The organism is Kitasatospora misakiensis, assembly GCF_042656005.1.
Classification (GTDB): Bacteria; Actinomycetota; Actinomycetes; order Streptomycetales; family Streptomycetaceae; genus Kitasatospora; species Kitasatospora misakiensis.
The window spans coordinates 61,933-75,657 of sequence record NZ_JBHSOF010000029.1 but is presented as its reverse complement, the minus strand read 5'-3'; the positions used below and the strand labels follow the sequence as shown (position 1 = coordinate 75,657).

General features: G+C 70.1%; 11 protein-coding genes. 1 reads left to right on the top strand and 10 read right to left on the bottom strand.

What is annotated here, in order from left to right; genetic code table 11:
- Positions 1 to 98 precede the first annotated feature (98 nt).
- The 5 genes from ACFP3U_RS21770 to ACFP3U_RS21750 are packed head-to-tail and all read right to left on the bottom strand — an operon-like array spanning position 99 to position 4,593.
- Positions 99 to 1,343, bottom strand: a complete 1,245-nt coding sequence (locus tag ACFP3U_RS21770; protein ID WP_380227259.1) for a cytochrome P450 — start codon at positions 1,341 to 1,343, stop codon at positions 99 to 101.
- Complete coding sequence (locus ACFP3U_RS21765; protein WP_380227258.1) at positions 1,340 to 2,008, bottom strand: GTP-binding protein; 669 nt, start codon at positions 2,006 to 2,008, stop codon at positions 1,340 to 1,342. Before ACFP3U_RS21765 ends, ACFP3U_RS21770 begins: the two co-directional genes overlap by 4 nt.
- On the bottom strand, positions 1,989 to 2,378 hold the full coding sequence (locus tag ACFP3U_RS21760) for a DUF742 domain-containing protein (RefSeq protein ID WP_380227257.1): 390 nt from the start codon (positions 2,376 to 2,378) through the stop codon (positions 1,989 to 1,991). Before ACFP3U_RS21760 ends, ACFP3U_RS21765 begins: the two co-directional genes overlap by 20 nt.
- Positions 2,375 to 2,821, bottom strand: coding sequence for a roadblock/LC7 domain-containing protein (locus tag ACFP3U_RS21755; protein ID WP_380227256.1), 447 nt, complete (start codon positions 2,819 to 2,821; stop codon positions 2,375 to 2,377). The genes ACFP3U_RS21760 and ACFP3U_RS21755 overlap by 4 nt, the downstream gene beginning before the upstream one ends.
- Positions 2,821 to 4,593, bottom strand: a complete 1,773-nt coding sequence (locus tag ACFP3U_RS21750; RefSeq protein WP_380227255.1) for a sensor histidine kinase — start codon at positions 4,591 to 4,593, stop codon at positions 2,821 to 2,823. The genes ACFP3U_RS21755 and ACFP3U_RS21750 overlap by 1 nt, the downstream gene beginning before the upstream one ends.
- Before the next feature lie 533 nt (positions 4,594 to 5,126).
- Between ACFP3U_RS21750 and ACFP3U_RS21745 the strand changes: the two genes are divergently transcribed.
- Positions 5,127 to 6,131 (top strand): hypothetical protein, encoded by a 1,005-nt coding sequence (locus tag ACFP3U_RS21745; RefSeq protein ID WP_380227254.1) that lies wholly within the window; start codon positions 5,127 to 5,129, stop codon positions 6,129 to 6,131.
- Between the two features lie 51 nt (positions 6,132 to 6,182).
- Here the strand turns inward: ACFP3U_RS21745 and ACFP3U_RS21740 are convergent, their stop codons facing one another.
- The 5 genes from ACFP3U_RS21740 to nrdR all read right to left on the bottom strand — a co-directional run bounded on the left by ACFP3U_RS21740 (position 6,183) and on the right by nrdR (position 13,659).
- Entirely contained in the window at positions 6,183 to 7,742 is a 1,560-nt protein-coding gene (locus ACFP3U_RS21740) for a hypothetical protein (RefSeq protein WP_380227253.1), read from the bottom strand.
- 713 nt (positions 7,743 to 8,455) lie between these two features.
- Positions 8,456 to 8,782 carry a helix-turn-helix domain-containing protein gene (locus tag ACFP3U_RS21735; RefSeq protein ID WP_123563495.1) on the bottom strand — a complete coding sequence of 109 codons (327 nt, stop codon included), beginning with the start codon at positions 8,780 to 8,782 and terminating at the stop codon, positions 8,456 to 8,458.
- On the bottom strand, positions 8,779 to 9,852 hold the full coding sequence (locus ACFP3U_RS21730) for a tyrosine-type recombinase/integrase (protein ID WP_380227279.1): 1,074 nt from the start codon (positions 9,850 to 9,852) through the stop codon (positions 8,779 to 8,781). The genes ACFP3U_RS21735 and ACFP3U_RS21730 overlap by 4 nt, the downstream gene beginning before the upstream one ends.
- A 210-nt stretch (positions 9,853 to 10,062) precedes the next feature.
- Entirely contained in the window at positions 10,063 to 12,948 is a 2,886-nt protein-coding gene (locus tag ACFP3U_RS21725) for a vitamin B12-dependent ribonucleotide reductase (RefSeq protein ID WP_380227252.1), read from the bottom strand.
- Between the two features lie 213 nt (positions 12,949 to 13,161).
- Positions 13,162 to 13,659 (bottom strand): transcriptional regulator NrdR, encoded by a 498-nt coding sequence (gene nrdR, locus ACFP3U_RS21720; RefSeq protein WP_380227251.1) that lies wholly within the window; start codon positions 13,657 to 13,659, stop codon positions 13,162 to 13,164.
- Positions 13,660 to 13,725 lie beyond the last annotated feature (66 nt).

Sequence of the window (13,725 nt, the reverse complement as noted above, 5' to 3'; positions counted from 1 at the left end):
CTCTCGGTTCCGGTACGGCGGCCCGGCGGTCCCGGGGCCCTGCCATCGGGCGCCCGGGCCGCGCGGGCCGGACAGGCCCTAGGTCGGGTGCGCGGGGCTCAGCCCGCGTACCCCGGGGTGAACGACACCGGCAGCGCCACCAGCCCGCGCACCCAGGCCGACGGCCGCCACACCAGCGCGTGCTCCGCCACCGCCAGCCGCAGGTCCGGCAGCCGGTCCAGCAGCACCTCGACCGCCGTCGTCGCGATCACCTCGGCCGCCTCCTGCGCCGGGAACGGACAGCCGTGCTCGCCGTACGAGTAGCTCAGGTACGCCCGGTTGCCCTCGGCCGGCCGGCCGTCCGCCTGCCGCACCGACGGGTCCGCGTTGGCCCCCGCGTAGCCCAGCAGCAGCATGTCCCCGGCGGCGATCCGCTGCCCGCCGAGCTGGGTGTCCCGGATCGCCCAGCGGCCGGCGAAGATCTGCGTCGGGGTGTCCTCCCAGAGCGCCTCGTTCAGCGCCTGGCTGACGCTGCGCCGCCCGCCCGACAGCGAGGCGGCGAAGCGCTCGTCGGTGAGCATCAGCCGCAGCGCGTTGGAGATCCAGTACGAGGTCGGCTGGTGGCCGGCGATCAGCATCACCCGCAGGTCCCGCATGATCTCGTCGTGGTTCAGCCCGGCCTCGTGCGCCAGCATCCGCGAGGGGACGTCGTCCCCCGGGTACCCGGCCTTCTCCTCGACCACCTCCTGCATCACGGCGAGCAGCCGCTGCGCGCCGGCGGCCGCGTCGGGGCCGCCGTCCAGCATGGTCAGCAGCCCGTCGATGAGCACCGGCGCCTGCTCCTCGCTCACCCCGAGCACCCGGCAGAGCACCAGCAGCGGCAGCCGGTGGGCGTACTCGGCGACCAGGTCGGCCTCGCCGCGCCCGGCGAACTCGTCGATCAGCTGGTCGGCCAGCTCCTCGCAGTGCTTGCGCAGCTCGTACGGGTCGACGGCGGCCAGCGCGTCGGTGACCGCCCGCGAGCGCCGGACGTGCTCCTCGCCCTCGGCGTAGATGATCGACGGCACCGGGGCCATCATCGGCTTCAGCGGCCAGTCCTCGGGGATGGTCGCCCAGCCGGTCCAGCGGGTGGAGTTCCGGCCGAACAGCTGCGGCTGACCGGTCACCAGCTGGAGCTCGCGGTAGCCGATGACCAGCCAGGCCGGCACGCCGCCGGCAAGCTCGACCGGTGCGACCGGGCCGTGCGCCGTCCGCATCTCCCGGTAGACCTGGGAGGGGTCGGTCTGGAAGCGCGGCCCGTACAACGGGGTGGCGCCGGCGTGCGCCGGGCAGCCCGGCGGCGGGGTGGCGGCGGGCTGGGTCACGGGGTGCTCTCCTCAAGGACGGGGGCGGCAGCGACGACGACGGGGGTGCCCGCCGCCTCGGCCTCGACCCGGGCGGTCAGGTGGCGGACCAGCTCGATCAGCACCTGCTTGCTGGACTCCCGGTCCCGGGCGTCACAGTCCACCAGCGGCACCTCGGGCGACAGGTCGAGCGCCTCGCGAACCTGGTCCAGGGTGTGGGTCGGGTCGCCGAAGTTGTTGCGGGCGACGACGAAGGGCGTGCCGTGGTGCTCCAGCCGGTCGATGGCGTACCAGGAGTCCGCGAGCCGCCGGGTGTCCACCAGGACGACGGCCCCGAGGGCGCCGGAGAACAGCCGGTCCCAGAGGAACCAGAACCGCTCCTGCCCCGGCGCGCCGAACAGGTACAGCACCTGGCTGGCGGAGAGGGTGATCCGGCCGAAGTCGAAGGCGACCGTGGTAGAGCGCTTGCCCCAGGCGCCGGTGGGATCGTCGATCCCCTCCCCGGCCCTGGTCATGGTCTCCTCGGTGTTCAGCGGACGGATCTCGCTGACCGCGCCGACCAGGGTGGTCTTGCCCACGCCGAAGCCGCCGACCACGACGACCTTCAGCGCGTTGTCGGCGGTCCGGCGCAGCGGCGTCCACCCGCCCGGACGCGGGTCCTGGCCCTCAGAGCTGTTGGAGTCCATGCAGTACCTGCTTCAGCGTGTCGAGATCGGGCAGCCGGGCCTTGTTCGGTGCGAACCGGGGGTGGCGGGCGGTGATCGACCCGGCCTCCAGCAGGTCGCCGAGGAGGATCTTCACCACCGACACCGGCAGCGCCAGCTCCGCGGCGACCTCGACCACGGCGATCGGCGCCTCGCACATCCGCAGGATGCGCGTGTGCTCCGACTGCATGCCCGGCGCCGGCTCCTGCTCGGCGACGATCAGCGTGACCAGGTCGAACGCGTTCTCCGGGGCCCGGCTGCGGCCCCGGGTGATGGTGTACAGGCGGTCCGGGTCGTCGTCCCGGCCCGCCCCGACCTTCCGTCCGTCGGTGTTCCCCCCGGGCCCGCTCATGCCCGGGCGCTCCCGTCGTCCACCGGGCCTTCCGCCCCGTCGTCGCCCTCGCGGGCCGGGGCGCTGAGGTGGACGCCGATCTGCTCGATCAGCCCGTGCATGTTGTGGCCGACCACGCCCACGTCGGCGTCCTCGTCGGTGACCACCGCGAGGTGGGCGCCCTCGCCGGCCGCCACGATGCAGAGCACGCCGCCGTGGAACTCGGTCATCGACTGCCGCACACCGCCGGTGCCGTCACCGAACTCGATGGACGCGCCGTGCGCCAGGCTCTGCAGGCCGGAGGCGATCGCGGAGAGCTGGTCGGCCTGGTCGTTGCCGAGCCCGGAGGTGTGGCAGAGCTTGAGGCCGTCGGCGGAGAGCACCAGGGCGTGCCGGGTGCCGGGGGTGTTGGTCAGCAGGTTCTCCAACAGCCAGTCGAGGTCGCGGTCGGTGGCACTGCTCATCAGAAGTCCTTCTCGGTGACGGGGGAGGCGTCGGACGCGTGGTCCGTGGCGGACCGGGTTCCCGGGGTGTCGCGGGCCGAAGCGGGGGCACCGGCGGTCGTGGCCGGGGTGTCGATGGCCGGGGTGTCGACAGCCGGTGCGGGGGCACCGGTGGCCGGGGCGGGGGCGTCCGCGGCCGGCAGGGCGGCCCGGCGGAAGGCGCCGAACCGGGCCGCGGCGCTCACCCCGTCGGGACGAGCGGGCCGCTCGGCGGGGGCCGCCGCCGGGGAGGCGGCGGTCAGGGTCTGGCCGCGGCGGCGCTGCGGCAGGCCGCTGTCGGTGTTCCGGGCCGCCTCGGGGACGACGGCGGACGGCACCGGGGTGGCCGGCACCGGGGCGGCGACGGGCGCGGCCGGAGCCGGACGGGACGGGGTCAGCGCGGGCGTCAGCGCGGGGCGCGGGCTCGCGGCGACGGCCCGCTCGACCGGCGCGGGCACCGGGGCGGGCACCGTCGCGGGGTGGCTGACCAGCTGCTGCGGGATCAGCATCACCACGCCGGTGCCGCCGCGCGCCGACGGCCGGAAGGAGACCTGCAACCCGTGCTTGCGGGCCAGCACCCCGACCACCGCGAGGCCGATCCGGGTGCCCGCCGAGAGTGTGGTGAGGTCCAGCGCCTCGGCCGACACGGCCTGCTCGGCCCGGCGCAGCCAGCTGTCGCTCAGGCCCAGGCCGCTGTCCTCGACAGTGATCGCCAGACCGGCCGGCACCTCCTCGACGTAGACGTGCACCTCGGCCGGCGGGGCGGAGAAGGTGGTCGCGTTGTCCAGCAGTTCGGCGAGCGCGTGCATCACGCCCTCGGCGGCGAACCCGGCCACCGCGGCCGTGCTCGCGTTGTGCAGCCGGACGCGCTGGTAGGCCCCAATCCGGCCGAGCGCGCCGCGCAGCACCGACTCCACCGCGATCGGCCTGCCCCAGCGCCGGCCGGAGCGGGCGCCGGTGAGCACCGCGATGCTGTCGGCCATCCGGCCCGCCTGGGCGGTCGAGTGGTCCAGGCGCAGCAGGTCGCCGAGGACCTCCTCGTCGTGCCGGTGCTGCATCTCGCGCAGTTCCGCGTGCATGCTCGTGGCCAGCGCCTGCACCCGGCCGGCGGCGGTCGCGCAGACCGCCAGGGCGGCGGCCCGCAGCCGCTCGCCGCGGCCGACCTCCTCGGCGACGGCGCGCAGCAGCGCGCGCTGGGGGTGGTCGCGGTGGGCGGCCAGCGCGGCGTCCACGGTGGCACCGCTCCGCAACCGCTTCACCACCTCGGGCAGTACCTCGTCAGCGAGCCGGTCCAGGGCGGCCCGCTCGGCGCGCTCGGTCGCGGCCTCCGCCCGGGCCCGGGCCGCCTCGGCGCGGGCGGCCGCGGCCTCCTCCTCGGCCCGGGCCAGCCCGGCCCGGGCCTCGTCCCGTTCGGCCTCCGCGGCGGCGGCCCTGGCCTTGGCGGCCGTCTCGCTCTGCTTGGCCGCGCCGGCGACGATGAGGGCCGCCATCGAGTCGTCGCCCGTCGAGCTCAGCTCCCGCTCCAGCCGGTGGGCCCGTTCGGTGGCGCTGCCGGCCTGCCGGACGGCGATCAGCCAGAGCACGGTGACCGCCGCCACGGCGGCCGCGGTCAGCGGCTGCCCGGCGTCGAAGGCCCGCATCACCCCGACCGGCCCGGCCACCGCCGCCAGCAGGGCGGCGGCGGCCACCAGGGCCTTGGTACGCACGTCGGCTCGACGGCGGAGCCCACTGTCGGGGCTGGAGGTTTCTGTCATCGGTGCGGTGTCCTCGGCAGAAGTCGGGCGAATGCGCGACCGCCCGGCCGACGTCGTGGAACGTCTCCGGGCGGTGATTCGGTTCACGCAGTCGGCCGATCATATCCATTCATACGATGTGCTCAACTGACAGTTTGACGGTCAGTCTCTTCCAGCCACGCTCCGTGTACCAGTCAATCCCCATCCCCTCACCCCGTCGCCACCTCCACCGCCCTGCCGCCCTGCCGCCCTGCCGCCCGCACCCTCGGGGTGTCGACCAGAGCTGACGGAAAGCCGAAAAGGCGGGGCGAGGACATCACCTGTCCTCGCCCCGCCTTCAGCGGTCGCTCACCTCACCCCGAGGTGCGGGCTCCGCTACTGGCGGAGCGTACTTATTCCTGGCCTGCGCTAATCCTGTGCCGCTACGGCCTCCGAGCGCTCGCGTGCTGCCGCCACAGGGCGCTGTCCGCGGCTGCTGGCATGATCAGCCACACGTTCGATCCGGTCCTTCAGCGCCATGCGTCTGCCGGAGGAAATGCCGTGGAGGTCGCGGGGTGCATTGGTGGGAGAACGACCCGGCATACCGGGCAGTGGTACGAGCCTTCGTGGACGGGGATCCGCTGGATCAGGCTGGAGGACCCCTCGACGTCCGTGCAGTAGTGGCCGGTATCCGGCCCGAGGCCAAGGACGGATTCCTGCTGGAGGAGGTGCCATGGGACCGGTTCCCGGACGGCATCCGTGTTCGAGAGAACCTGGAGCGGCTGCGCTCGGGCGAACCTGCCGCCGTCCACGGCGCCCTCGGCATGCTCATCGGCATGTGTGCCAACGACATGAGGGCGGCGGTGGCGCCAGCGGTGCCCTTCCTGATCCGGGTCGGAGCCTCCTCGGAGGCCGGCCACGCCGAGGCTCTGGCCGTGGCGGCCGAAGGGGCGCGCATGCGGCACCAGGGTGTGTGCACGCGTGCTGACATGTTGCGGTTCCGCGGCGATGGCGAATGGTCGTTCGAGGTCACTGGATACCTGCAGAACTGGTCAGTGCAGGCCTCCCGCTACGCGATCGCCGCAGACACGGACCTCCTTCTGCCTCTCCTCGACGATCCCGAGGTCACGGTGCGCATCGCCAGTGCCTACGTACTGGCGGCCGCCTCCGGCCGCGCGCAGGACATCCTCACCGCGTTCCACGCCCGCTTGCTCGCCGAGCACGACCCGGCCGTATGCGCGGGCCTGGTACTGGCAATCGCGGAGTTGGCCCGGGCGCACCGGGAGTCGCAGACGACGGCGTGGATTCAGGCTTGCTGGTCTGACCCCGCACGGCCGCCCGAGGTACGCGTGAGCGCCGCGCTGGGGTGGATGTGCCTCACCGACGAGCCGATCCCGGACGAGCTACGCACTATGCTGGACGACCTCACGACCGACGAGACAGTTCAGCTGATGGCACCGCTGCCGTGGATGCGCGCAGTCGAGAACGGCAGAAGCAGCGGCTTGCACCGCTGCCTACGCGCCATGCTGCACCCCGACACGCCTGACACCGAAGTTGGCTGCGACGACCCGTGGTCCTAACCGCGCCCAACTCGGCCAAATACCTCTGCCCGCAGGCTCCATGGACAGACCTTAGCCTCCCACCTGCGTCGAAGAGTCACGAGAGGCGAGATAGCTGGTCCAGTCACGCTTGACCAGTCTGACCCAGCGGACGGCGGTAGTGATGTGAATACCAAGGAGGTCGGCAAGAACGGCAGCGGGTAGGTCGCTAGCCAGTGCGCACAAGGCGCCGTTGCGGGCCGGGCGTACCCGGATGCCGAGTTGATTGAGCTTGAGTGTGAGTCGTCCGTGGTCCATTCCGCCTCCGGGGCCAGTGCCGGGGAAAAGCAGTTGACTGTCCATGCCCAGTCCGTGCAGGGCGGAGCGGCTGGTGACCGGTTCGGCGGAGAGTCGTTGGAATAGGTCAGCCAGCGGCGTTGGGAGAAGCATGGGGCTCTGCTCAAGGGTCAGGTAGGTGTGCGCTCCCTTCCTGGTGAGCTGCGGACGAGTGATCCTGACGATGTGCTGGGGTACTTGGCCGTAGAGGAGGACGAGGCTCCCGGCAACCCGCAGTTGCAGCGGGATCTCCTCGTTGCTCAGGCATTGCCGTAGCAGTTGCCAGCGGTGGTCGTCGGTGAGAATTTCTTCGGGATCTTCTCGGCTTCCAAGCCAGGGAACAGCGAGTTCGGCGGCGAGCCGCCGGCTGTGAGCCCAAAGGAGGAAGTCCCGAAGGCGGTTATGCGTGGTGGTTCCGCCGTCCAGCCAGGCGTCAACATGTGCTTGGGTTGCTGTCCCCAGAGTGAGGTTGCACCCGTCGAGCCAGGTCAGGAAGTTGATCGCGATGAGGATGCGGGCCCGTGCGTATTTTCGAACGCTCGGGGTGGATTCGTGATGCTGGCTGCGGCTGCGTGCCCGCCTCAGTACGGACCATGAGGCGTAGGGGCGGATGAGCCGGGCGATGTGCGGTGCCTGCTTGGCCAGCATGGCTTCCAGCCAGGAGGGAACACTGTCGAGGTACTCGTCGCGGTCGGGGAGAATCCCGGAGGCCATCAAGGCGCGTCGCAGATAGTGGACGTGTTGTCGGGGCGGAAGGTCGTCGAGGACGGCGTGGGTGATCTCCTCGTGCTCGCGGGCGAGGCGGCCCAGAAGGCTCAGCCACTCGGCGCGATAGAGCAGTAGCAAGACCTGGTAGGCGTCGGACTCAGTGGTCAGGAGAGCGAGGAGGGGTTCGAGCTGGGGCCGGACCTGCCCGTTCTGGTCGGACAGAAGGCTCCGCAGGCGCCGCTCGACAACGCATCGCGGGCACTGTCTGTCGGAGAAAAGGGCGTCGAAGCGGCCGCAGCGCGTGCAGATCCACTCGCGGGCGTCGCCAGCGCACGGACCGCAGACTTTCTGTCCGGAGGCGTCGAGGCCGATGAGCGGGCGGCGTTCCGCGCACTGGGCACAGGCCGCCGGGCGGTGTCGGATCTTGGTGTGGCACGAGCCGCAGACATTGCCGAGAGGAAGGCGGGAATGGATCCGCCGTTCCTTGTTGCACGATGCGCAGAGCTTTCGGGGTCGACCGCGCCCGCGGCAAGACCCACAGCGCGGCTGGCCCGTCGCCAGCCCGTCTCGGCAACGCCGCTGTTGTCCGCAGTCGATGCAGACGAGCACGGGTGGAACCCAACAGCGGCCACACAGCCTGGCACCCGTCGCCCTGTCTCGGCGGACACTCGATTGGATCCGACCGCAGTGTTCACACTCGGCTACACGGGCGAGGTGGTAGCAACGTGAGCACAAGGGTCCGTTGTCAGTGACTGCGTGGACAGGCATATCGCGGCCACACGAGCAGCATGGCCGAGGGCGACGCGGCAAACAGGTTTGGCACATTGGGCTTCCGTCCCGTCGTGCAGCCACTCGTCTTGTCCTGCCGCAGACAGAGCATTCCTCCCAGAAGGAGGTGTCTCGCTGGAGGCACGTCTGGCAGACCGGTTGCCCATCGGTATCTCGCCGGGCGACTTGCCGGAGTTCGCCGCAGCGTGTGCAGGGGCGAAGGTGCTGTTGGCAGTAGCAGTAGGTGCAGAAGCGGCCATCCTCCGCTAGATGCCGGAGGGCCTTCTCCCGGGCACAGGCGACACAGCGGGCGCGTCGGACACTTGAATGGTCAGCGGCCATGGAGTCCAGCAACCGTAGCCGAGAGGCCGGGCCATCCGACTTCCCCGAGATGAGGGCGTCAGGATGCGTCTGGAGGTAGACCAGCAACTCACTGGCGCCTGCGCGACGGACCCGCAATTCGTCCAACCGCGCCGCGAGATAGCCGGTGTCAGCCGCAGGCAGGAGGGTGTGAAGGGTGTCTACAAGGGCGGTCCGGATCTCCGCCGGGATGCTCACAGTCCCTCCGGACGCCGGATGGAGGTTCGACGGATCTCCGGCGCTGCATTGGTCGGCGCGGCGGTGCCCGTCTTCCGCAACTGCTGGTGGACCACGGTGATTTCGATCAAGTCCTGCACCTGGCAGTCCAGGATGTCGCAGAGCGCCGCAAGAGTATCCATGGACATCCGCTGTGGTGCCTGGGTGACCATGCGGAAGACCTGCTCCCGGGAAAGGTGCACACCGCGCTCGGCGAGCAGGGGCACCAGGTCCGTAGTGGCGAACATGCCACGCTCGGCCATGACCTGACGTAGGTGCCAGTGGTAACCCATCTTGCGGATCACGATGCACCCCACAGCTTGCCCTGCCGCTCCAGCGAACGCTTCAGCAGACGGTTTCTGTACTCATCGCCGACCCCGGTGTAGAGCGCAGTCGTAGAGGCATACTCATGGCCTACCTGGTCCTGGACGAACCGCTCGGGGTAGTCGAACTCGATCAAGTGCGTGACGTACGAGTGGCGCAGACAATGCAAGTCCAGTTCTGCTGGAAGGCCAGCGGCGTCTCGCGCATCTACGAACGCCTCATTGACCGACCGGCGTGAGAGGCGATCACAGCGCTCGGTCACCCACAGGGCCGGGAGCTTCCCCGGATTGAACAGTGGGCGGGCCTCGTCTAGCCACTGGTCAAGGACCGGAACAATCCAGTCCATCTCCGGCACTGTCAGCACGGTCCGCCGCTTCGGCTGGCTCCCCCGAGACGACTTGCCCCAGCGCACGAACAAGGCCCCGAAGCGGCCGTACTGAACGGCCTTTGGGTTGTGACGAAGGTCCGTCAGGTCCAGCCCCCATGCCTCACGCCGACGCAGCCCGAACGCATAGACCGTCTTGAGCAGTGCGGCGTCCCGCATCGCAGCGAGAGCGCCTTTTCGGCCACGGTCCCGAATCTCCTGCACTCGCCCGTCCGCAGCATCGAACAGGGCCTGGACCTCGTCGTAGGTCAAGGGGCGCCGACGCGGATCCCCCTCGAACTCCGTGACGTGTGCGACGGAGTTCCACTCGTGCAGGATCTGCGTCGGAACCTGTCCGAACTCGTCCTCACACAAGCGCTGCCACCCATAGCGGGAGTCGGTGACGTACTCCATGAACAGCCGCAGCGTGTTCTGGTAGCCACGCGCCGTCGAAACCACGATCGGGTGCGACTGCGAGCGCAGGTGATCGATGAAGGCTTCCACCTCGGCCGCCTGCCACTGCCATGGGTACTGGTTGGTGTAGGCCGCGAAGCGCTTCACCAGCTCAATGCGGGCCTGGATCGTCGTGGCCTTCAGGAACCGGGTTCGCTGCTGAACCGCCCAGCCCTCAAGCATCGCCCTGAACACCGCCGGCGGCGGGTCGAGGTGCACGACACCCGAGGCCATTACCAGCGACGCCGATCCGGGCAGGTTTGCCGTTCTCGTCACGATGCATTCAACGCAACATCGATGCATCGGTTACGCCCAAGTCAGAGCGCCGCAGGTCAGACACGGCAACGAGGGGACCACCCGGTGGGTGATCCCCTCGTCTACCTGCAGGTCTACGATCTCAGCAGCCGATGCTCAGTGATGCATCAGACGCAATTCCGCCCGTTTTCAGCTGCAGCCGCTGGTGGAGCCGCAGCCCTCGCAGAGGTAGCAGCTGCCGGCCCGGCGCATCTTGGTGCCGCAGGAGAAGCAGAGCGGCGCGTCGGCGTTCAGGCCCAGCTGGATCTCGATCAGCTCGGTCGAGTTGTGGGCCTGCGCCGGGGTGGCCTTCGGTGCCGGGGCGGCGACCGGGGCCGGGGCGGCGGCGGGCTTGGCGGTCACCGGGGCGGACTGGGCGAGCGTCTCGGTGTCCAGCTCCTCCGCCTCCAGCGGCTCGTAGGAGCCGGTCTCCAGGTGGCGCTGGCGCTCCTCGACGGAGTGGATGCCGAGCGCCGAGCGGGTCTCGAACGGCAGGAAGTCCAGCGCCAGGCGGCGGAAGATGTAGTCGACGATCGACTGCGCCATCCGCACGTCCGGGTCGTCGGTCAGACCGGCCGGCTCGAAGCGCATGTTGGTGAACTTCGAGACGTAGGTCTCCAGCGGCACGCCGTACTGGAGGCCGACCGAGACGGCGATCGAGAAGGCGTCCATCATGCCCGCGAGGGTCGAGCCCTGCTTGGACATCTTCAGGAAGACCTCGCCGAGGCCGTCGTCCGGGTAGGAGTTGGCGGTCATGTAGCCCTCGGCGCCACCGACCGTGAAGGAGGTGGTGATGCCCGGGCGGCCCTTGGGCAGGCGCTTGCGGACCGGGCGGTACTCGACGACCTTCTGGACCGCGACGGGAGCCTCGTCGGCCTTCTTCTCCTCGTCCTTCTTCTTGGCGGAGAGCGGCTGGCCGACCTTGCAGTTGTCGCGGTAGATGGCGAGCGCCTTGACGCCCATCTTCCACGCCTCGAAGTAGATCTCCTCGATCTCCTCGACGGTCGCGGACTCCGGCATGTTCACCGTCTTGGAGATGGCGCCGGAGATCCACGGCTGGATCGCGGCCATCATCCGGACGTGACCCATGGCCGAGATGACCCGCTCGCCCATCGCGCAGTCGAAGACCTCGTAGTGCTCGGCCTTCAGACCCGGCGCGTCCACCACGTTGCCGTGCTCGGCGATGTACGCGACGACCGCCTCGATCTGCTCGTCCTGGTAGCCGAGGCGCTTGAGGGCGCGCGGCACGGTGCCGTTGACGATCTGCATCGAGCCGCCGCCGACCAGCTTCTTGAACTTGACCAGCGCGAGGTCCGGCTCGACGCCGGTGGTGTCGCAGTCCATCATCAGGCCGATGGTGCCGGTCGGGGCGAGCACCGAGGCCTGGGCGTTGCGGAAACCGTTCTGCGCGCCGATCCGCAGCACGTCCTGCCAGGTCTCGGTGGCGACGGCCCAGACCGGGGCGTCCAGCTCGTCGACCGCGACGGCGGCGACCGAGGCGTCCGCGTGCTGCTTCATGACCCGCTGGTGCGGGGCGGCGTTGCGGGCGTAGCCGTCGTACGGGCCGACCACGCCGGCGAGTTCGGCGCCGCGGCGGTAGGCGGTGCCGGTCATCAGGGAGGTGATGGCGCCGGCCAGGGCGCGGCCGCCCTCGCTGTCGTAGGCGTGGCCGGTGGCCATCAGCAGGGCGCCGAGGTTGGCGTAGCCGATGCCGAGCTGGCGGTAGGCGCGGGTGGTCTCGCCGATCTTCTCGGTGGGGAAGTCGGCGAAGCAGATGGAGATGTCCATCGCGGTGATGACCAGCTCGACGACCTTGGCGAAGGTGGCGGCGTCGAAAGAGTCGTCGTCGCGCAGGAACTTCATCAGGTTGAGCGAGGCGAGGTTGCAGCTGGAGTTGTCCAGGTGCATGTACTCGGAGCACGGGTTGGACGCGTTGATCCGGCCGGACTCCGGGCAGGTGTGCCAGTGGTTGATGACCGAGTCGTACTGGATTCCGGGGTCGGCGCAGGCCCAGGCGGCCTCGGCCATCTTGCGGAAGAGCTTCTTCGCGTCGACGGTCTCGATGACCTCGCCGGTGAGGCGGGCGCGCAGGCCGAATTCGGTGCCGTTCTCGACGGCCGTCATGAATTCGTCGCTGACCCGGACCGAGTTGTTGGCGTTCTGGTACTGGACGGAGGCGATGTCGTCCCCGCCGAGGTCCATGTCGAAGCCCGCGTCGCGCAGGGCGCGGATCTTCTCCTCCTCCTTCACCTTGGTCTCGATGAAGGCCTCGACGTCCGGGTGGTCGACGTCCAGGACGACCATCTTGGCCGCGCGGCGGGTGGCGCCGCCGGACTTGATGGTGCCGGCGGAGGCGTCGGCGCCGCGCATGAAGGAGACCGGGCCGGAGGCGTTGCCGCCGGAGGTGAGCAGCTCCTTGCTGGAGCGGATCCGGGAGAGGTTGAGGCCGGCGCCGGAGCCGCCCTTGAAGATCATGCCCTCTTCCTTGTACCAGTCGAGGATCGACTCCATGGAGTCGTCGACGGCCAGGATGAAGCAGGCGGAGACCTGCTGGGGCTGCTTGGTCCCGACGTTGAACCAGACCGGCGAGTTGAAGCTGAAGACCTGGTGGAGGAGGGCGTGGGTCAGCTCGTGCTCGAAGACCTCGGCGTCGTCCGCGGTGGCGAAGTAGCCGTTCTTCTCACCGGCGGCGCGGTAGGTGAGCACCACGCGGTCGATGATCTGCTTGAGGCTCCACTCGCGCTGCGGGGTGCCGAGGGCGCCGCGGAAGTACTTGGACGTGACGATGTTGACGGCGTTGACCGACCAGAAGTCGGGGAACTCGACGCCGCGCTGCTCGAAGTTGATCGAACCGTCGCGCCAGTTGGTCATGACGACGTCGCGCCGCTCCCAGCGGACCTCGTCGTACGGGTGCACGCCAGGGGTGGTGTAGATGCGATCGATCCGCAGGCCGCCCTTGGGGGCCTTGCCGGCACCCTTGCCCGCGGTCCGGTCGGACTTGGACCCGCGTGCGGAACCGCTCGTGGTGTCTGTCACTTCTGTTCCTCCTCCTGGTTGGGCAAACGCCCCGTGCGACCCGAAAAGTCCGGGTGCGACCGGTTCGCTCTTCCGATGTGCGGGCAGGCGTGGGTCTCACCCACCACGCACGATTTGTCATGGTCTGTGCGCCGTTTTCGGGCACACGTCGGCCCCGGGGGACCAAGGGGGTGCGCCGACCCCGGGAAGGGGTCGGTGAGGGGGCCGGGCCGGTTAGGGCGCGGCGGCGGCGACGGGCACGCAGGCACCGTCCGCCTCGGGAGCGGGCCGCTCGGCGCGGAGTTCCGCGATGGCGGCCTCGAAGTCTTCCAGTCCGTCGTACGCCTGGTAGACGCTGGCGAAGCGCAGGTAGGCGACGACGTCGAGTTCCTTGAGCGGGCCGAGTATGGCCAGCCCGACGTCATGGGTGGTGAGCTCGGCGTTGCCGGTGGCCCGCACGCACTCCTCGACCCGCTGGCCGAGCTGGGCGAGGGCGTCCTCGGTGACCGGGCGGCCCTGGCAGGCCTTCCGGACGCCGGAGATGACCTTCTCCCGGGAGAACGGCTCGGTGACACCGCTGCGCTTGATGACCATCAGCGCGGCCGTCTCCACGGTGGTGAAACGGCGGCCGCAGTCCGGGCACTGCCGACGACGGCGGATGCAACTGCCGTCCTCGGTGGTCCGGCTGTCGACGACGCGGCTGTCGGAGTGCCGGCAGAAGGGGCAGTGCACCTGAGGATCCCTCCCTGGCAGGACGTGCGGACTGGTCGAGTCTATGCGATCCGGGGGTGCGGGAGG